Here is a 17,680-nt window from a genome sequence, read left to right as displayed (position 1 = left end):
CCCCCAAGAGGGCTCCCATGCAAATTGAAACTCCACCCGTCGATTACGAACGTGTCGTCCCCACGGCCGAGCGCCGCGGCCTGATCCTGATCAACACCGGCCACGGCAAGGGCAAGAGCACGGCCGCTTTTGGTCTGGCCCTGCGTGCGCATGGCCGCGGCAAAGCCGTCAAGGTCTACCAGTTCATGAAGGTGCCGACCGCGCGTTTTGGCGAACACCGTTTGTTCGAGCAACTGGGTATCCCGATTGTTGGCCTGGGCGACGGCTTTAGCTGGAAGAGCAAGGACCTGGACCATTCCGCGCAACTGGCGCTGGATGGCTGGGCCAAGGCCGAAGCGACGATTCGCGCCGGCGAACATTTCATGGTGGTGCTGGACGAAATCATGTACCCGCTGCGCTACGGCTGGATTCCGCTGGAGACCATCCTCACCTGCTTGCGTGAACGTCCGCCGCATGTGCATGTGGTGCTGACCGGCCGCAATGCGCCGGGCGAACTGGTGGACCTTGCAGACACGGTGACCGAGATGACGCTGGTCAAGCACCATTTCAAAGCTGGTGTGCCCGCACAACGCGGCATTGAAGATTGAGATGAACACGCGGTTGCGGTTCATGTTGGGTGTCTTGGGACTGGCGTTAAGCCTGCTCTGCGGCTTCGCCATGGCGCAGAGTGCGCAGCCGGTGTCGCGCATCGTCACGCTGTCCCCATCGCTGACCGAATCGGTGTGTGCGCTGGGGCGTTGCGCGCAACTGGTGGGTACGGACCGGTATTCCACCTGGCCCACATCGGTGCTGGCGCTGCCCAAGGTGGGCGGTCTGGAAGACGCGCAGATCGAGCGCATTGTCACGTTACGGCCCAACCTGGTTTTGCTGGGCCCGCGCAGCCGTGCCGGTGACCGCCTGCAGGCGCTGGGTGTGCCGGTGCTCACGCTGGACGCGCGCACCCATGACGACCTCAAGCGCGTGATCGTGAAGCTGGGCGATACGCTGGGCGAGCCCGCGCGTGCCACCGAACTGCTGGCCCGCATCGGCAGCGAGCTGGAGGCTGCCGCAGCTCGCATGCCGGCCGCATTGCGCGGGCGCTCGGTGTATGTGGAAGTGGGCGCTGGTGCTGCCGCTGCCAGTGACAAGAGTTTTATCGGCGAAACCGTGGCCAAGCTGGGCCTGGTCAATGTGGTGAGTGGGGAACTGGGCCTGTTCCCTAAGATCAACCCCGAGCTGCTGTTGCGCCGTCCGCCCGACCTCATCATTGGCCCGCGTGCCACACTGGCCAACTTGGCAGATCGCCCTGGTTGGAGTGCGTTGCCAGCAGTTCGCAATCAGCAGCTATGCCTGCTGGACACCGAGCGCATGGACTTGCTGTCACGCCCCGGCCCACGCCTGGGTGAGGCCGCCCAAATGCTGGTTGAGTGCCTGAAAGCACTGCCATCTCGCTAAATTTTCTTGAAGGACCCTCGAATGCAAACCCGAAAAATCCCCGCCACCATCGTCACCGGCTTTCTGGGCAGCGGCAAGACCACGCTGTTGCGCCACTTGCTGGCCAACGCGCAGGGCCGCCGGATCGCGGTCATCGTCAATGAGTTTGGCGAGCTCGGCATCGACGGCGAACTGCTGCGCGGCTGCGGCATTGGCTGCGACGAGAATGGTGAAGAAAATGGCCAGTTGTACGAACTGGCCAACGGCTGCCTGTGCTGCACCGTGCAGGAAGAATTTGCCCCGGTCATGGAAAAGCTGGCCGCGCGCCGCGACCAGATCGACCACCTGATCATCGAAACCTCTGGCCTGGCGCTGCCCAAGCCGCTGGTGCAGGCCTTCCAGTGGCCCGCGCTGCGCAACACTTTCACCGTGGATGCGGTGGTGACCGTGGTGGACGCACCGGCTGTGGCCGCCGGCGACTTTGCCGATGACCCGGTGGCCGTGGACGCCCAGCGCCGTGCCGATGACAACTTGGACCATGACTCGCCGCTGCACGAGCTATTTGAGGATCAGCTGGCCACCGCTGATCTGGTGGTGGTGCACAAGACCGATGGCGTGACGCCCGCGCAGCTGGTCGACGTGGAAGCCGCTATCCGTGCCGAAACCCTGCCTGGCGTAAAGCTGGTGCATGCCCAGCATGGCCGCATTGACATTGATGTGCTGCTGGGCCTGCAGCGCGCGGTGGAAGACCAGATTGATGCGCGCAAGACCCACCACGACGAGGAAGAAGACCACGACCACGACGCGTTTGACTCGGTGCAGGTGGCACTGGACGTCACCAGCCGCGAAGGCCTGCTGGCCGCGCTGCGGGGCGTGGTGGCGCGCCATGAGATCTACCGCGCCAAGGGCTTTGTAGCCTTGCCCGGCGTGACCATGCGCCTGGTAGTGCAGGGCGTGGGCAGCCGTTTTGACAGCTACTTTGACCGCCCCTGGCGTGCGGACGAAGCGCGCCAGTCACGCCTGGTGCTGATTGGCGCTGAACTCAACGCCGCCGTTCTGCAAGCCGAGCTGAGCGAAGCGCTGGCAGCGCCTGTCGCGGCTTAAACCTTTTACCGAAAGCAGCCATGCATTTGCTCTCCACCCGCCCCGGCGGCCACGTTGAAGACGGTGGCCAGGGCGTAGTGCGCGTGGAGCAGACGCGCGGTGATATCGTGGTGCTAAGTGCGGCGGACACCACGCTGTCGTTGCTGGCCGATGCAGCGCAGCAGTTGCCTGATCACTTTCCCACGGTGCGCCTGGCCAACCTCATGTGGCTGCGCCAGCCGGCCTCGGCCGATATGTATGTGGACGACGTGCTGCAACATGCACGCGTGGTGGTGATTGACCATCTGGGCGCCGCCAGCGACTGGGCCTATGTGGTGGAGCGCGTGCGCGAGTTGGCGCGCGAACGTGGCCAGTGGCTGGCCCTGTTCTCGGGGGACGCGAGCGAAGACCTGCAACTGCTGCTGCGCAGCACCGCCGCGCAGGAGGACTGCCGCCAGCTCTGGCGCTGCTTGCGCGAAGGCGGCCGTGACAACGCGCGTAACTTTTTTGAGCTGATAGGTCATGCCGCATTTGGTATCGGCGCACGCCCCAAGCCACCTGCAGTGCTGCCACCAGCGATGGTCTACGAATCCCTGGCTACCCCAGCTTGGAAAGACGGCACGCCCGTGGCGCTTTTGGTGTTTTACCGCGCCCATGTGCAGGCTGGCAACACCGCCGTGTTTGACGCCATGCTGGCGGCGCTGCACGACCAGGGCCTGAACACGGTGGCGGTGGCGGTGGATTCATTGAAGAACCCCACCAGTCTGGCGCTGCTTCAATCACTGGCCACACAGCACAGCGTGGGCGTAGTGCTCAACGCCACCAGCTTTGCCATCACCGCACTGGATGGCGATGACGTGGACAGCGTGGACGGCGCGCAGATGGAGCCGTTGGCCGGTGATGCGCCCGTGCTGCAGCTCATCACTGCGGGCTGCGCGCAAGAGCAGTGGCTCTCTGACCCGCATGGCCTGGCGCCGCGCGACCTGGCGATGCAGGTGGTGCTGCCCGAGGTGGACGGCCGCATTGGCACGCGCGCCATCAGCTTCAAGGGCCTGGCCTGGCGCTGCGAGCGCACCGAGGTGGACGTGGTGCGCTACCAGCCCGAGCCCGAACGCATGGCCTTTGTGGCCGAACTCGCGCACCGCTGGTGCGTGCTGCGCGACAAACCCAACGCAGACAAGCGCGTGGCGCTGATTTTGGCCAATTACCCGAATGACGACTCCCGCCTGGCCAACGGCGTGGGTCTGGACACGCCAGCTTCCACCGTGGCCTTGCTGCGCGCCATGCAGGACGCGGGTTACGCCACGGGCGGGCTGCCCGAAAGCAGCGACGCGCTGATGGCGGCGCTGGTGGCGGGTGTGACGAACAACCTGGACGCCAACGACATGCGCCCCGTGGGCCAAAGCCTGGCCATGGCCGACTACCTGGCGGACTTCAACCGCCTGGACGTCGCCAGCCGCGATGCGGTCAACGCGCTGTGGGGCGCGCCTGAGCAAGACCCCATGGTGCGTAGCGGCAGCTTCATGGTGTCGGGCCATCGCTACGGCAATGTGTTTGTCGGCAACCAGCCAGCGCGCGGGCGTGATCTGGATTTGGTCGCGACCTACCACGATGCTGATCTGGTGCCCACGCACAACTACCTGGCTTTCTACTTCTGGCTGCGCCGCCAGTTTGCGGTGGACGCTGTGGTGCATGTGGGCAAACACGGCAACCTGGAATGGTTGCCCGGCAAAAGCGTGGCGCTGGGTGCCAACTGCTGGCCCGACGCCATCCTGGGCCCGCTGCCGCATCTGTACCCGTTTATCGTCAACGATCCCGGCGAGGGCAGCCAGGCCAAGCGCCGCACGCAGGCCGTCATCATCGACCACCTGATGCCAGCCCTGACCCGCGCCGAGACCTACGGTCCGCTGCAAAAGCTGGAGCGGCAGATGGACGAGTACTACGAGGCGCTCTCGCTGGACCCGCGCCGCGCCCAGCGCCTGCGCGGTGACATTCTGGACCGCGTGTTGACGGAGAACCTGCACACCGACCTGGGCTTTGCCAAGCCCGCCGACGATGCGGGCCGCGAGGCGCTGCTGCAGCGGCTGGATGCTTACCTGTGCGAGATCAAGGAATCGCAGATCCGCGACGGTCTGCACATTCTGGGCACATCCCCGCAGGGTCGCCAGCAGATCGACACGCTGGTGGCGCTGGCACGTTTTCCGGGTGGCACGGCGGCCGGGCAGCGCAGCCTGCTGGTGGCACTGGCGAAGGATTTGCAATTGGACGGTGTGGATGGCTTTAGCGCGTTGAGCCCGGAGTGGGCGGCACCCTGGAGTGGTCCATTCCCTGCGGTGTTGCGGGGCGTGAGCACCGAGGCCTGGCGCCATGCGGGCCATACACGCGAGAGACTGGAACTTCTTGCGCGTCAGTTAGTGATTGACCACGTGGTGGACGACCAAACAATCGATGCCTTAGCTTGGCCCCACACAGCCCCGGTGCTGCAACGCATGCAAGCCGTGCTGCGCCCACGCCTTGACGCTTGCGGTCCGCAAGAAATTTTGCAATGCCTGCGTGGCCTGTCTGGCAAGTTCGTGCCCGCCGGCCCCAGCGGCGCCCCGTCACGTGGCCGCCCTGATGTGCTGCCCACCGGCCGCAACTTCTATTCGGTGGACACGCGCGCCGTGCCCACACAAACCGCCTACGCCATGGGCGCTGCCGCGGCCGAGCGTGTGATTGAGCGGCACCTGCAAGACCACGGCAGCATGCCGGGCCAGGTGGGTCTGTCGGTCTGGGGCACCAGCACCATGCGTACGGGCGGCGAAGACATTGCCCAGGCGTTTGCGCTGCTGGGTGTGCGGCCCAAGTGGGCCGATGGCAGCAGCCGGGTGACGGACATCGAGGTGCTGCCCATGAGTTTGAAGGGCCGCCCGCGCGTGGATGTGACGCTGCGGGTATCTGGCTTCTTCCGCGATGCCTTCCCCAATGTGATCGACCTATTCGACACCGCGGTGCGCACCGTGGCCGCGATCAGTGAAGAGGACGAGCCCGACGAGGTCAACCCCATCCGCGCCCGCGTGCGACGCGAGGCGGCGGACGCACAGGCCAAAGGCCAGAGCGCCGAGGCGGCGGAGCGCGAAGCTACGTGGCGCGTGTTTGGACCGCGTCCTGGGGGCTATGGCGCTGGTTTGCAGGAACTGATGGCTAGTGGCCGCTGGACTGATGGCAATGATCTGGCCCAGGCCTATCTGCGTGCCGGTGCCTTTGCGTACGGCCAGGGTGAGCACGGCGTGGCCGCGCGCGGCAGTTTTGAGCAGCGCATTGCCGGGCTGGACGCGGTGCTGCACAACCAGGACAACCGCGAGCACGATGTGCTCGACTCGGACGACTACTACCAGTTCCAGGGCGGCATGGCAGTGGCCGTGGAAGCCCTGACCGGCGAGGCCGCTGCGCTGTACCACGGCGACTTCAGCGTGCCCGGTGCACCGCGCATCCGCACGCTGGGCGAAGAGGTGGCGCGCGTGGTGCGCTCGCGCGCCGTCAACCCCAAGTGGCTGGAGGGCGTGCGCCGCCACGGCTACAAAGGGGCGTTCGAGATGGCCGCCACGGTGGACTATTTGTTTGCGTTTGACGCCACCACCGGCGTGGTGGGTGACCACCAGTACGCGCTGGTGGCCGATGCCTATCTGTACGACGACACCAACCGCGCGTTTCTGCAACAACACAACCCTGGCGCGCTGCGCAGCATTGGCGAGCGCCTGCTCGAAGCCATGCAGCGCGGCCTGTGGGAGGCGCCGGGTGACCAGCGCGAACGCATTGAAGACCATTTGCTGGCGCTGGAGCGCCGCGTTGAAGAACACGGAGAAGGGCCCTTGGTATGAATACGACTATGAACACTTCTACAGACAACATTTCTCTGGAGCCCGCCACGCGCGCGGCGTTTCCCTTTACCGCCTTGGTGGGCCAGCCGCAACTGCAGCGTGCCTTGCAGCTCGCTGCCATCGACCCCGGCATTGGCGGGGTGTTGATCAGTGGTCCGCGCGGTACGGCCAAGTCCACGGCGGCGCGTGCGCTGGCTGCGCTGCTGCCCGGTGCGCCCTTTGTCACGCTGCCGCTGGCCGCCAGCCTGGAGCAACTGGTGGGCACGCTCAATGTGGAAGACGTGTTGCGCGATGGCAAAGTACGCCTGGCGCCCGGCCTCGTAGCGCGGGCCCATGGCGGTGTGCTTTATGTGGACGAAGTGAACCTGCTGCCCGATGCGCTGGTGGATGCGCTGCTGGATGTGGCCGCCAGTGGCGTCAATACGGTGGAGCGAGACGGTATTTCGCAGCAGCACGCCGCGCGTTTTGTGCTCGTAGGCACCATGAACCCGGAGGAGGGTGAGCTGCGCCCGCAACTGCTGGACCGCTTTGGCCTGTCGGTGGCGCTGGCCAACCCGACCGATGCTGCGCAGCGCACGGCGATTTTGCGTGCGCGCCTGGGCTTTGATGAAAACCCCGCGGGCTTGGGCGAGCAGCACGAGGAAGAGCAGAGCGCGCTGAGTGCCGCATTGGTAACAGCCCGTGCCGCATTGCCACGGCTGACATGGCCTGACGCAGTGCTGCACCACGCCGCCGCCTGTGCCATCGCCGCCGGTGTGGATGGCATGCGTGCCGACCTGGTGATGCTGCGCGCCGCCCGTGCATTGACCGCACTGGAAGGGCGCAATGAAGTGACGGTGGCGGATGTGGACGCCGTGGCCGAACTCGCACTAGCCCATCGCCGTCCCGAGGGCAATGCAGTGCAGCCGCCAAACAACGCTAACGCACCACAGCCACCGCAACAGAACCCGCAGCGCCCGCAAGACCAGCAAGCCGCCGCCCCCACGCCCCAAGGCGACTGGGGCACCATGCCCGCCCAGCCCGAAGGCACCACCAAGGTCCAACGCATCGCAGGGTGGCCACCAAAAAAAGCCTAGGCCACCCCAGCCGCCGCCCGCGTAACGGGCCTGGCAGCTGGCGGTGGCCTCCACCCCAGGCATCTTCTACAACGACTGCGCCCGGTGCACGGCAGCGCAGCAGCGCTATTGCCTGGCTGCCCACCGTGGTCGCCAAAGGCGCGGCGCCGTTGCAGCGCGCGCACCTGCGCCACCAGCCCGTGGCGCTGCGTGCCGGGCGGCTGCATTGCATCGTTCTGGACACCTCGGGCTCCATGCGTCAGCGCGGCCGCCTCGCGCTGGCCAAGGGCCATGCGGCCTTCATGATCGAGCAGGCCGCACGCCAAGGTGACGATGTGGCGCTGCTGCGCTTTGGCGGGCAGGGCGTGGAGCTGTTGCTGCCACCCGGCCGCGCACGCGCCTCCGGCAGCCAGCGCCTGCGCCCCGTGGGCGGTGGTGGTGGCACGCCGCTGGCAGAGGCCTTGGTGCAGGCTGACCGCCTGCTACAGCGCACTTTGCGTGTCAGTGGCCCCACCGAATGCTGGCTCTGGCTGCTGACCGATGGCCGCACGCTGGAGCAACCGCAGGCCCCGCTGACGCCGCAGCATCTGGTCATCGTCGACTTTGACGACCCGAAAAAGAACCTGGGCCGCTGCGCCGCCTGGGCCACGCGCTGGGGCGCAGAGCACCGGCTGGCACAGACCTGAACCCTTACCGAATTTTCTATTTATGTCCGATACCGAAATCATTGTCTGCACCACCTGCCGCCCGCCGGGCGCCTCGCGCGAGCTGCCGGCCGAAGGCCTGGCCCTGTTCGAAGCCGTGCAGGACGCACTCTTCGCGTGTGAGCTGGACACCGGCGAACACAAGGGCCTGCAAGTGCGCGGCCTCGCCTGCATGAGTGGCTGTTCGCGCGCCTGCACCGTGACGCTGCAGGCTCAGGGTAAGTTCACCTATTACTTTGGCGACCTGGCGCCCGATGCCGAAACCGCTGCCCAGGTGATTGCCTGCGCGCAGCTGCACAAAAACAGTGCCGACGGCAACCTGGCCCGAAACAGTCGCCCCGAGCGCATGCGCAGCGGTATCCTTGCCCGATTGCCCCCGCCAGGCTTGGCGCCGGCCTGATCCATTCCATTTTTTTGCGTACGTTTTTCCATTACCAACCCGAAGGAGATCGCGATGACCGAACCGACGACATTGACCCACAGCCCCGCTGCCACCCATAACCCCGGCCTGACCGTGCTGCGCCCCCTGCTGGGTGCGGCTGCATTGGGTCTAGTGGTGCTTTACGGCGTGGCGTTTGCCGAGAGCCCGCTGGCCCACAACGCCGCGCACGATGTGCGTCACATTACCGTCAAACCCTGCCATTGAACCGGCGCTTCACTGGAGATTGCCATGGTTTTCCAACGACTGATCTGGGCGGCGCTGGCCACCGCCGTGGTGGTGGGCAGTGTGCAAACCGGCGTGCAGCGCTGGCAGGCCGCGCCGCTGATCCTGGCCGCAGAGGTGTTCGAGGAGCAAAAGGCCGAAGCACATGCGGCCCCCGCCGCGGATGCCGCAACAGCCATCCATACCCACGCCGAGGGCGTGGCCCCGCATGACCACGACCATGAACATGGCGCAGCCAAGGAATGGGAGCCCGAGAATGGCGCCGAGCGCATTGGCTGGACCTGGGTGGCCAATATCCTGCACGCCTTCAGCATGGCGCTGCTGGCGTTTGCAGTGATGGGGGTCTGGCTATACCAACGAGGCACTGCCGTGGCTTCGCTGCGCCTGGCCGGTCTGGTGGCTGCCGCTGGCTGGCTGAGCTTTCACCTCTGGCCATCGCTGGGCCTGCACGCCGAAGTGCCCGGCATGGAAGCCGCGCCGCTGCATGCGCGCCAGGTCTGGTGGGCACTCGCCGTGGGCAGTGCCGCAGGGGCTTGTGCGGTGGCGGGCTTTGTCCGCGCCGGCTGGCGCTGGCTCGTCTCCGCAGCCTTGTTGGCACTGCCGTTTGTGGTGGGTGCACCGCAGCTGCAGGGCGATGCCCTGGCAGGTTTTGGCCCTGAAGCCCATGCCGCATTGGAACAGCTGGGTCGCCAGTTCATCTGGGCCACCCACTGGGTGGCGCTGTCGTTCTGGGGCAGCCTGGGCCTGGTGGGGGGACTCACCTTCCAGCGCTGGGTGCGCCCGGCTTTGCTGGCGGTGCTGCAGCGTGCGGATGTGCCCGCAGCGGGCGCAGTGCAAGCTTCGCAGTGAGCGGTGTGACTGGCTTTGTCTCCATCGTCGGCGCGGGCCCGGGCCCAGCCGACCTGATGACGCTGCGTGCGCTGGACCGGCTCCAGCGTGCCGAGGTGGTAGTGCACGACCGGCTGATTGGGCCCGAAGTGCTGGCGCTGATCCCGGCATCTGCGCAGCGTGTCTATGTGGGCAAGGCCTTGGGCAACCACGCGGTGCCGCAAGAAGGCATCCACGATCTGCTGGTGCTGCATGCGCGACGCGGTGCGCGCGTGGTGCGCCTCAAGGGGGGCGACCCCTATGTGTTTGGCCGCGGTGGCGAAGAGGTGCAGGCATTGCAGGCCGCAGGCATTGCGTTTGAGGTGGTGCCGGGCGTGACCGCGGCCAGCGGTTGCTCGGCCGCGGCGGGCATTCCGCTTACGCACCGCGACCTGGCAGGCAGCTGTGTGTTCCTGCCCGGCCATCTGGCCGACGACGACGCCACGCATGACTGGGCGGCTTTGGCGCGCCCGGGACAGACGCGGGTGTTCTACATGGGCGTGCAGCGCCTGCCGCAGATTGCGCAGCAGCTCATCCGCCACGGCCTGTCACCCGAGACGCCGGCGGCCATCGTGCGCGACGGCACACGGCCCACGCAAACCGTAATCGCGACCAGCTTGCGCAATCTGGTGGCCCGTGCGCCAGCCTATGGGCCGCAGCCAGGTTTGTTGATCATTGGCGAGACTGTGCAACTGAGCCCGGACTACCGTGCAGATTGAGGGCTCGCCACCTATGGCGGTAACGCCCACGCCCCCCGATGCCGCTGCCTCGGGCTTTTCCGAGCCCGAATGCAAGGCGGTGTACCGGGCCATTTTCGAGCGGCGTGATATGCGCCACTTTGCCGGTGGGGCCGTCGCGCCCGAGGTGATGCGGCGGCTGCTGACGGCGGCGCACCACGCGCCCAGCGTGGGTTTCATGCAACCATGGCGGTTTGTGCGTATTTCAGATGCCGCTGTGCGCGCGGATTTGCATGCCTTGGTCGAGCAGGAACGCGTGAAAACCGCCCAAGCCCTGGGGGAACGCCAAGATGCGTTCATGCGCCTGAAGGTGGAGGGCATGCGCGATGCCGCCGAGCTGTGGGCTGTGGCACTCGCTGACGGCCGGGAGGCCCATATATTCGGGCGCCGTACCTTGCCGCAGATGGACCTGGCGTCGGCTGCCTGTGCCATTCAAAACCTCTGGTTGGCCGCGCGTGCAGAGGGATTGGGTGTGGGATGGGTGTCCCTGTTTGACCCGTCAGCGGTCGCCGCACTCCTGCACATGCCGGCGGGCGCCGAGCCCATCGCGCTGCTGTGCATCGGACCTGTACATGCCTTTTACGAAGAGCCCATGCTGCAAAAGGAGCGTTGGGCGAAGCGTTGTGCCCTGGATGACCTGCTGTTTGAAAACGCCTGGGGCCAGGCCTTGAGGTCGGACGCTGGCGCCCCATGTGGCACATCCTCGGTGAACACTCCATGAGCCTTCTGGCAACCAATGTAGCCATTTTGGTCGCGTTGGCGGTAGACCGCTGGTGGGGCGAACCGCCCGTGCGCCTGCACCCCGTGGTGTGGATGGGCAACTACCTGGGCGCCGTGGGGCGCTGGGTGCAGCACCACACGCTGCAGGAGCCCGGCGTCGCAGATTACAAGGCATTTTGGCTCGCGGCCCTCGTCTGGTCTGCGGGGGCAGCTATGGTTTCAGGAGCGGCTGGTGCGCTGCAATGGTCGCTGCACGGCTTGCCCTGGTGGTGGCAGGGGCTGTTGCTGGGCCTGCTGCTCAAGCCACTCTTGGCCTGGGCCATGCTGCAAAGCGAGGTGCGGGCGGTAGAAGCCGCGCTGGGCCAGTCCTTGGCGGCGGGCCGCGAACGCCTGCGCTGGCTGGTGAGCCGCGATGTGGCCCAGCTCAGCGATACCCAGGTGCGCGAGAGCGCAATTGAGACGCTGGCCGAGAACCTGAACGACTCGGTCGTGGCACCGCTTTTCTGGTTTGTGCTGCTGGGGCTGCCTGGTGCTGCGCTGTACCGCTTTGCCAACACGGCCGACGCCATGTGGGGCTATCCCGGTGTCTACCAGGGCGCCAACTGGCAGTGGGCCGGCAAATGGGCGGCGCGGGTGGACGACGGGCTGAGCTATGTGCCGGCGCGCATCACCGCTGCGCTGTTGCTGCTGGCGGCCGGCGTGCGCGGTGCGGTGCTGGCGCGCCGCCTGCGGGCCGAGGCGCGGCAAACCCCCTCGCCCAACAGCGGCTGGCCCATGGCCGCCATGGCGCTGAACCTGGACGTGGCGCTGCGCAAACCCGGCGTTTATGTGCTCAACGCGCAGGGCAGGGCAGCGGACACCATGGACACAGCTTCTGCTCTCAGTTATGCATCAAAGGCACTGCTAGCCCTCGTCGTTATTGCGCTGGCAGCTATGGTTTTAATAGTGATTGGGGCCGGGCGATGAACGCGTTCTCCCGTGTCCATGGCGGGCCCGACGCGTTGGGCGCGCCGTTGCACGACTTTTCCACCAATAGCAACGCCTGTGGACCTTGTCCGCAAGCGCTGGCTGCGGTGCAGGCCGCTGAGGCCACACGCTACCCGGATGCGGGTTACGCGGCGCTGCGCGCTGCCTTGGCCGCCTTCCACGGTGTGGAGCCCTGGCGTATCACGCTGGCAGGCAGCGCCAGCGAATTCATTTTTCGCGTCACCGCCTGGGCCGTGCAGCAGGGCGCACGCAGCGTCTGCCTACCCACGCACGCCTATGGCGACTACGCGCATGCCGCACAAGCCTGGGGCCTGCCGGCGATGACCGATGCCAACGCGGCGTCGCTGGTCTGGGCCTGCGAGCCCTCCAGCCCGCTGGGCCAGGCGCACAGCCCGGCACTGGCCAGTTTGCGCGGCATCGTGGTGCTGGACAGCGCCTATGCGCCCCTGCGCCTGGAAGGGCAACCCACGCTGGGCGACAGCCAGCGCCAGCAGCTATGGCAGCTGTTTTCGCCCAACAAGGCGCTGGGCCTGACCGGCGTGCGCGCGGCTTACGCGATCGCGCCACTGGGAGCCGACGGGGCGGTGAAGCAGTTGGATGCGCTGGCGCCTTCGTGGGTGCTGGGCGCACATGGCGTGGCCCTGCTTACGGCCTGGACACAGCCCGACACCCAGGCATGGCTGCAGGTCAGCCTGCAAACGCTAGCGACATGGAAGCTGCGACAGACCGATCTGCTGCACGCCGCAGGCTGGAGCCTGCAGGTCAGCGACACCCCGTTTTTCTGCGCCCGCCCGCCTGCGGGTGTGGATACCGTGGCCCTTTGCGCCACGCTGCGCGCGCAAGGCATCAAGCTGCGCGACGCGACCTCGTTTGGCCTGCCGGGCTGGGTGCGGCTGGGCGTGTTGCCGCCCGCCGCGCAAGACGCACTGGCCAACGCACTGAACCAGAAAGTGGCTGCATGACCGCCAAATGCGTCATGGTGCTGGGCACCACCAGCGGCGCCGGCAAAAGCTGGCTCACCACAGCACTTTGCCGCTACTACGCGCGCCAGGGGCTCAAGGTGGCCCCGTTCAAGGCGCAGAACATGAGCAACAACGCGCGCGTCGTGGCTTCTGACAACGGCCAGGGCGAAATTGGCAGCGCCCAGTATTTCCAGGCCCTGGCCGCCAACGCTGTGCCCGATGTGCGCATGAACCCGCTGCTGCTCAAACCCGAGCGCGACACGCACAGCCAGGTGGTACTCATGGGGCAGGTGAGTCCGGAGCTGAGCGCCATGCCCTGGCGCGGCCGCAGCCTGAAGGTCTGGCCACAGATTGCGCAGGCCTTGGACGACTTGCGGGCCGAGAACGACGTGGTGGTGATTGAAGGCGCGGGCTCACCGGCAGAAATCAATCTGGCCACCAGCGATGTGGTGAACATGCGTGTGGCCCAGCATGGCGATGCGGCCTGCTTGCTGGTGACGGACATTGACCGCGGCGGCGCGTTTGCCCACCTCTATGGCACCTGGGCGCTGCTGCCGGAAGACCAACGCCAACTCATCAAGGGCTTTGTGCTCAACAAGTTTCGCGGTGATGCCACGCTGCTGGCCCCTGCGCCACAGATGCTGCAAGACCTGACCGGCATTCGCACCGTGGCCACCTTGCCCATGTGGTGGCACCACGGTCTGCCGGAGGAAGACGGCGTGTTTGACGACCGCAGTGTGAGCCGGGGCTCGGTGAACCTGACGGTAGCGGTGGTGGCTTATCCGCGCATCAGCAATCTGGATGAGTTCCAGCCGCTCAAGAATATTCCGGGCCTGCGTTTGCAGTGGGTACGTTCGCCTTCTGAGCTGGCAGGGCTCAAGCCGACCGACTGGATCATCCTACCGGGTTCCAAGCACACCAGTGGCGATCTGGGCTGGCTGCGCTCCCAAGGGCTGGACGCGGCGATCGCGCGGCATGCGGGGCAGGGCGGGGTGGTGCTAGGGGTGTGCGGTGGTTTGCAGATGCTGGGTGAGGCGCTGATTGATCCGCATGGGATTGACGGCAATGCGCCTGGGTTGGGATTGTTGCCGCTGGTGACGGTGTTTGCCGAAGACAAGACCGTGCGTCACACATCCACCCGCTTCGAGCCGCATATCGACGGGCGGTGGTCTGCACTGGCAGGCGCCCCGTTGACCGGCTACGAGATCCACCATGGCCAGACCGCGCAGCACGCTGCCATGGCCGCCGGCGGCGACTTGGCCCATGCGGTGTTACCCGATGGCCTCGGCTGGTGCAACGCCCGCGGCAATGTGCTGGGCCTGTACCTGCACGGCTTGTTTGAAGATGCCGCCGTGTTGCAAGCGCTGTTTGGCGCGCAACTGGGCGGCACCGTACCCACGCTGGAGACCGTGTTTGACGGGCTGGCGGATTACATCGCAGCGCACTTCTCGGAAGGTGTGCTGAAAGATTTGTTGAACTGATTTTTTGAAAGCGATTGCCATGACGAACTTCCTGCCTACTCTTGCCGACATTTCCGACGCCACGCTCACAGAAGCGCTGCAGGCCACGCTCAACAACAAGACCAAGCCCCTGGGTTCCCTGGGCCGCCTGGAAGACGTGGCCCTCAAGATTGGCCAGATTCTGGGCAGCACGGCCCCCGTGTTGGACCAGCCGCAGATGGTGGTGTTTGCGGGGGACCATGGGCTCACCGCACGCGGTATCTCGGCGTTTCCCAGCGATGTGACTTGGCAGATGGTGGAAAACTTTCTGGCCGGCGGTGCGGCGGTCAGCGTACTGGCCAAACAAAACGGCATTGCGCTGACCGTGGTGGACTGTGGCGTGAAGCGCGACTTCTTGGCCGGCTTGCCTGCGGGCAGCACGCGCCCTGGCTTGCAGGTGCGCAAGGCCACGGGTGCGGAGCTGGGCACGGCGGATTCCTCAGCCCAAGCCGCGATGACTCATACGCAACGCGACGAAGCGCTGCAACACGGCATGGACCTGATGAAGGGCTTGCCGGGCAATGCGCTGCTGCTGGGCGAAATGGGTATTGGCAATACCTCCGCGGCGTCGCTGCTGTTGTCGCGCCTGGCCGGGCTGGACATTGCGGTGTGCACGGGTGCTGGTACCGGGTTGGATGCGCCGGCCGTGCAACGCAAGACCGAGGTACTACGCGAAGTGCTGGCACGCCATGCTAACGCCACCGCGCCGTTGGACGCACTGGCGGCGTTCGGCGGCTTTGAGATTGCGACCATGGTGGGTGCGGTGTTGCAGGCAGCACATGAGCGCCGCCTGATCGTGGTGGATGGTTTCATTGCCACCAGCGCGGTGCTGGTGGCGCATGCGCTGCAGCCGCTGGTGTTGCAGCGCTGCGTGTTTGCGCACCGCTCGGGCGAGCGCGGCCATGAGTTCATGTTGCAGCACCTGGGCGTGCAGGGCTTGCTGGACCTGGGCCTGCGTCTGGGTGAAGGTTCGGGCGCCGCGCTGGCCTGGCCGCTGCTGCAGTCGGCCTGCACCATCCTGCGGGACATGGCGAGTTTTGCGTCTGCCGGCGTATCCGAGAAATCGGTCGACCCAGTCGTCATCCATTGAGTCAAGGCGCCATGGCCCGTTTCCTTCGCCACTACCTGCTGTCGCTGCAGTTCTTTACGCGCGTGCCGGTGACCGGCCGGCTGGCGGACTGGGTGGGTTTCAGCCCGGCCATGTTGCGCGCCAGCGCCGCGCACCTGCCGGGCGTGGGTTGGCTGGTGGGGGGCGTGGTGGCCTTGGCAAGCGTGCTGTTGCTCGTGCTGTTGCCCGCCAGCCCGTTTGCGCCGCTGGTGGCTGCGGTGTTGGGCACGGTACTCAGCGTGCTCATCACCGGCGCTTTCCACGAAGACGGCCTGGCCGATGTGGCCGATGGGCTGGGTGGCACGCAGAGCCGCGCGCGGGCGCTGGAAATCATGAAGGACTCGCGTGTGGGCGCATTTGGCGCCATTGCTGTGGTGCTGGCGCTGCTGGCGAAGGTGAGCCTGCTGGCGCTGCTGGGCTCGCTGCACGGCGCGGTGTTGTGTGTGGCGCTGTTCACGGGCCATGTGGTGTCGCGCTTCTGGCCGCTGCTGACCATTCGCCTGCTGCCGCATGTGGGCGACGTGGCCGGCTCCAAGTCCAAACCGTTGGCGGACCAGATCAGCCTGGGTAGTCTGTGGGTGGCGGGTGTGTGGTCATTTAGTGCTCTAGCCCTCGTGGTTATTGCGCAAGCAGCTATGGTTTTTGTAGTGCCGGTGCTGACGGTGCAGGCCTTGGCCCTCTGGCTGGGCACCGGCGTGCTGGCCAGTGGTCTGGCTTGGCTGGGCATGCGGCGATGGTTTGCGCGCCGCCTGCAGGGCTTCACCGGCGATTGCCTGGGCGCCACGCAGCAGGTCTGCGAGCTGGCGTTTTATCTGGGCTTGGCGCTGGCCTGGAGCGTGTGGACCCGCGGCGGGCTGGCATGACACTGTGGGTGGTGCGCCACGCGCAGCCGTTGGTGGCACCCGGCATTTGCTACGGCGCACTGGACCTGCCGGCAGAACCCGAAGCCACAACGCGCGCGGCTAATACGTTGGCGCAGGAGCTACCACCGGGCGCCGAAGTGCACGTCTCGGTGCTACAAAGATGTGAGCTGCTGGCGCAATGTTTACGGGGGCTACGCCCTGATTTGACCTTCAAACCCGAGCCGCGGCTGGTGGAAATGCACTTTGGCATGTTCGAGGGCGTGGCCTGGGCCGACATTGCGAAGGAGGCCATGGACGCCTGGACGGATGACTTCTGGGCGCACCGCTTCGGTGGACAGGAATCGGTGGCCGAATTCATGGCCCGCGTGGCCCAGGTGTGGGACGCCTGCCTGCCCGCGCGCGCGGCGGGCCAGGCCCAGGTGTGGATCACACACGCCGGCGTGGCGCGGGCGGCCAGCCTGCTGGCCCGGGGCCAGCGTCACATCCAGACTGCCGCACAGTGGCCTCAGAGCGCGCCGACTTTTGGGCAGTGGGTGTGCCTAGATTGAGATCAACATCCTGCTGCAATGGCAGTGGGGACGCTGATGCCACTGGTTCCCGGAAGGCTGTTCCAACTGGTATCGGACGACGTAATCGGCAACATATAGGCCCAGTGGGTCAAGCCTGCGGCCCCCGATCCCGCCGATATTTGCATGATGAAAGCAGGCTGGCTATAGGCCGTGGTCAACAGGCCTTGGCCCACGACCAACGAGCTTCCAAAGAAGCCAATCGACACCGTGTCGTTGATCGTGACCGATCCGATCAGTGTGGAAGCTGTCCAGCTGCTGCCATTGTCGGTGGAGGTGAACGCGCAGCCCATCAGATAGCCATTGCTGGCCGAGGTGAAGTGCCAGACCGTCTGGTCATTTACCTGCGTTACCGATTTGCTGGGGACGCTGACGTACTTTTGTGCAGGCAGGTAGCTGGTGGGCACGTACCAGTAGGTATTTACAAAGCTGGAGAGGTTTTTGACTGCAGGTGTGCTGCCACTGGATTGGGCTTGGGCCGTTCCACCGCTGCCTCCGCCGCAGCTGCTGAGCAGCAGTGCCAATGCGCAGGCGGGCAGCGCAATTGTCGTTATGGTTTTCATGATTTCCCTGGGGTTGGTGCGGTTGGCTG

General features: G+C 66.0%; 18 protein-coding genes. 17 read left to right on the top strand and 1 reads right to left on the bottom strand.

The window, feature by feature from the left end; all coding sequences use genetic code 11:
* The first annotated feature begins 17 nt into the window (after positions 1-17).
* From cobO to AC07OE_RS04105, 17 genes are read left to right on the top strand one after another with little or no spacing between them, the layout of a single operon-like run.
* Positions 18-587 (top strand): cob(I)yrinic acid a,c-diamide adenosyltransferase, encoded by a 570-nt coding sequence (gene cobO, locus AC07OE_RS04185; protein ID WP_495069601.1) that lies wholly within the window; start codon positions 18-20, stop codon positions 585-587.
* A 1-nt stretch (position 588) separates the two neighbouring features.
* Positions 589-1,434 carry an ABC transporter substrate-binding protein gene (locus AC07OE_RS04180; protein WP_495069315.1) on the top strand — a complete coding sequence of 282 codons (846 nt, stop codon included), beginning with the start codon at positions 589-591 and terminating at the stop codon, positions 1,432-1,434.
* Positions 1,435-1,455: 21 nt separating this feature from the next.
* Positions 1,456-2,517, top strand: a complete 1,062-nt coding sequence (gene cobW, locus AC07OE_RS04175; RefSeq protein WP_495069314.1) for a cobalamin biosynthesis protein CobW — start codon at positions 1,456-1,458, stop codon at positions 2,515-2,517.
* Positions 2,518-2,537: 20 nt separating this feature from the next.
* A complete protein-coding gene (cobN, locus tag AC07OE_RS04170) occupies positions 2,538-6,356 on the top strand; it encodes a cobaltochelatase subunit CobN (protein ID WP_495069313.1) in 3,819 nt (1,272 codons plus the stop codon).
* Positions 6,357-6,364: 8 nt separating this feature from the next.
* Entirely contained in the window at positions 6,365-7,432 is a 1,068-nt protein-coding gene (locus AC07OE_RS04165; RefSeq protein WP_495069312.1) for a magnesium chelatase ATPase subunit I, read from the top strand.
* Positions 7,411-8,097, top strand: a complete 687-nt coding sequence (locus AC07OE_RS04160; RefSeq protein ID WP_495069311.1) for a vWA domain-containing protein — start codon at positions 7,411-7,413, stop codon at positions 8,095-8,097. The genes AC07OE_RS04165 and AC07OE_RS04160 overlap by 22 nt, the downstream gene beginning before the upstream one ends.
* 22 nt (positions 8,098-8,119) lie before the next feature.
* Positions 8,120-8,515, top strand: a complete 396-nt coding sequence (locus tag AC07OE_RS04155) for a DUF1636 family protein (protein ID WP_495069310.1) — start codon at positions 8,120-8,122, stop codon at positions 8,513-8,515.
* Between the two features lie 54 nt (positions 8,516-8,569).
* Positions 8,570-8,761 carry a CbtB domain-containing protein gene (locus AC07OE_RS04150; RefSeq protein WP_495069309.1) on the top strand — a complete coding sequence of 64 codons (192 nt, stop codon included), beginning with the start codon at positions 8,570-8,572 and terminating at the stop codon, positions 8,759-8,761.
* 24 nt (positions 8,762-8,785) lie between these two features.
* Positions 8,786-9,628, top strand: coding sequence for a CbtA family protein (locus AC07OE_RS04145; protein ID WP_495069308.1), 843 nt, complete (start codon positions 8,786-8,788; stop codon positions 9,626-9,628).
* The gene (gene cobA / locus AC07OE_RS04140) at positions 9,625-10,365 is read left to right on the top strand and encodes a uroporphyrinogen-III C-methyltransferase (protein ID WP_495069307.1); all 741 of its coding nucleotides are present in this window, start codon (positions 9,625-9,627) and stop codon (positions 10,363-10,365) included. The genes AC07OE_RS04145 and cobA overlap by 4 nt, the downstream gene beginning before the upstream one ends.
* Before the next feature lie 13 nt (positions 10,366-10,378).
* Complete coding sequence (gene bluB / locus AC07OE_RS04135) at positions 10,379-11,104, top strand: 5,6-dimethylbenzimidazole synthase (protein WP_495069306.1); 726 nt, start codon at positions 10,379-10,381, stop codon at positions 11,102-11,104.
* The gene (gene cbiB, locus AC07OE_RS04130; protein WP_495069305.1) at positions 11,101-12,069 is read left to right on the top strand and encodes an adenosylcobinamide-phosphate synthase CbiB; all 969 of its coding nucleotides are present in this window, start codon (positions 11,101-11,103) and stop codon (positions 12,067-12,069) included. Before bluB ends, cbiB begins: the two co-directional genes overlap by 4 nt.
* Positions 12,066-13,052 carry an aminotransferase class I/II-fold pyridoxal phosphate-dependent enzyme gene (locus AC07OE_RS04125; RefSeq protein WP_495069304.1) on the top strand — a complete coding sequence of 329 codons (987 nt, stop codon included), beginning with the start codon at positions 12,066-12,068 and terminating at the stop codon, positions 13,050-13,052. The genes cbiB and AC07OE_RS04125 overlap by 4 nt, the downstream gene beginning before the upstream one ends.
* Positions 13,049-14,533 (top strand): cobyric acid synthase, encoded by a 1,485-nt coding sequence (locus AC07OE_RS04120; protein WP_495069303.1) that lies wholly within the window; start codon positions 13,049-13,051, stop codon positions 14,531-14,533. The genes AC07OE_RS04125 and AC07OE_RS04120 overlap by 4 nt, the downstream gene beginning before the upstream one ends.
* A 19-nt stretch (positions 14,534-14,552) precedes the next feature.
* Positions 14,553-15,641: a nicotinate-nucleotide--dimethylbenzimidazole phosphoribosyltransferase gene (cobT, locus tag AC07OE_RS04115; RefSeq protein WP_495069302.1), complete on the top strand. Its 1,089-nt coding sequence runs from the start codon at positions 14,553-14,555 to the stop codon at positions 15,639-15,641.
* An 11-nt stretch (positions 15,642-15,652) separates the two neighbouring features.
* A complete protein-coding gene (locus tag AC07OE_RS04110; RefSeq protein WP_495069301.1) occupies positions 15,653-16,522 on the top strand; it encodes an adenosylcobinamide-GDP ribazoletransferase in 870 nt (289 codons plus the stop codon).
* The gene (locus tag AC07OE_RS04105) at positions 16,519-17,070 is read left to right on the top strand and encodes a histidine phosphatase family protein (RefSeq protein WP_495069300.1); all 552 of its coding nucleotides are present in this window, start codon (positions 16,519-16,521) and stop codon (positions 17,068-17,070) included. The genes AC07OE_RS04110 and AC07OE_RS04105 overlap by 4 nt, the downstream gene beginning before the upstream one ends.
* Positions 17,071-17,072: 2 nt before the next feature.
* On the opposite strand, the gene AC07OE_RS04100 is transcribed toward AC07OE_RS04105, so the two are convergent.
* Entirely contained in the window at positions 17,073-17,651 is a 579-nt protein-coding gene (locus tag AC07OE_RS04100; protein WP_495069299.1) for a hypothetical protein, read from the bottom strand.
* Positions 17,652-17,680: the final 29 nt, after the last annotated feature.

The sequence above is a fragment of the Rhodoferax sp. GW821-FHT09E07 genome (assembly GCF_059416145.1).
The sequence above is the reverse complement of the archived record's forward strand: the minus strand, read 5'-3'. Positions and strand labels throughout refer to the sequence as shown.

Excerpts from the sequence above, each read along its gene's own strand:
- cobO (WP_495069601.1), top strand. The coding sequence starts at position 18 with ATGCAAATTGAAACTCCACCCGTCGATTACGAACGTGTCGTCCCCACG.
- AC07OE_RS04180 (WP_495069315.1), top strand. The coding sequence starts at position 589 with ATGAACACGCGGTTGCGGTTCATGTTGGGTGTCTTGGGACTGGCGTTA.
- cobW (WP_495069314.1), top strand. The coding sequence starts at position 1,456 with ATGCAAACCCGAAAAATCCCCGCCACCATCGTCACCGGCTTTCTGGGC.
- cobN (WP_495069313.1), top strand. The coding sequence starts at position 2,538 with ATGCATTTGCTCTCCACCCGCCCCGGCGGCCACGTTGAAGACGGTGGC.
- AC07OE_RS04165 (WP_495069312.1), top strand. The coding sequence starts at position 6,365 with ATGAACACTTCTACAGACAACATTTCTCTGGAGCCCGCCACGCGCGCG.
- AC07OE_RS04155 (WP_495069310.1), top strand. The coding sequence starts at position 8,120 with ATGTCCGATACCGAAATCATTGTCTGCACCACCTGCCGCCCGCCGGGC.
- AC07OE_RS04150 (WP_495069309.1), top strand. The coding sequence starts at position 8,570 with ATGACCGAACCGACGACATTGACCCACAGCCCCGCTGCCACCCATAAC.
- AC07OE_RS04145 (WP_495069308.1), top strand. The coding sequence starts at position 8,786 with ATGGTTTTCCAACGACTGATCTGGGCGGCGCTGGCCACCGCCGTGGTG.
- bluB (WP_495069306.1), top strand. The coding sequence starts at position 10,379 with ATGGCGGTAACGCCCACGCCCCCCGATGCCGCTGCCTCGGGCTTTTCC.
- cbiB (WP_495069305.1), top strand. The coding sequence starts at position 11,101 with ATGAGCCTTCTGGCAACCAATGTAGCCATTTTGGTCGCGTTGGCGGTA.
- AC07OE_RS04125 (WP_495069304.1), top strand. The coding sequence starts at position 12,066 with ATGAACGCGTTCTCCCGTGTCCATGGCGGGCCCGACGCGTTGGGCGCG.
- AC07OE_RS04120 (WP_495069303.1), top strand. The coding sequence starts at position 13,049 with ATGACCGCCAAATGCGTCATGGTGCTGGGCACCACCAGCGGCGCCGGC.
- cobT (WP_495069302.1), top strand. The coding sequence starts at position 14,553 with ATGACGAACTTCCTGCCTACTCTTGCCGACATTTCCGACGCCACGCTC.
- AC07OE_RS04110 (WP_495069301.1), top strand. The coding sequence starts at position 15,653 with ATGGCCCGTTTCCTTCGCCACTACCTGCTGTCGCTGCAGTTCTTTACG.
- AC07OE_RS04105 (WP_495069300.1), top strand. The coding sequence starts at position 16,519 with ATGACACTGTGGGTGGTGCGCCACGCGCAGCCGTTGGTGGCACCCGGC.
- AC07OE_RS04100 (WP_495069299.1), bottom strand. The coding sequence starts at position 17,651 with ATGAAAACCATAACGACAATTGCGCTGCCCGCCTGCGCATTGGCACTG.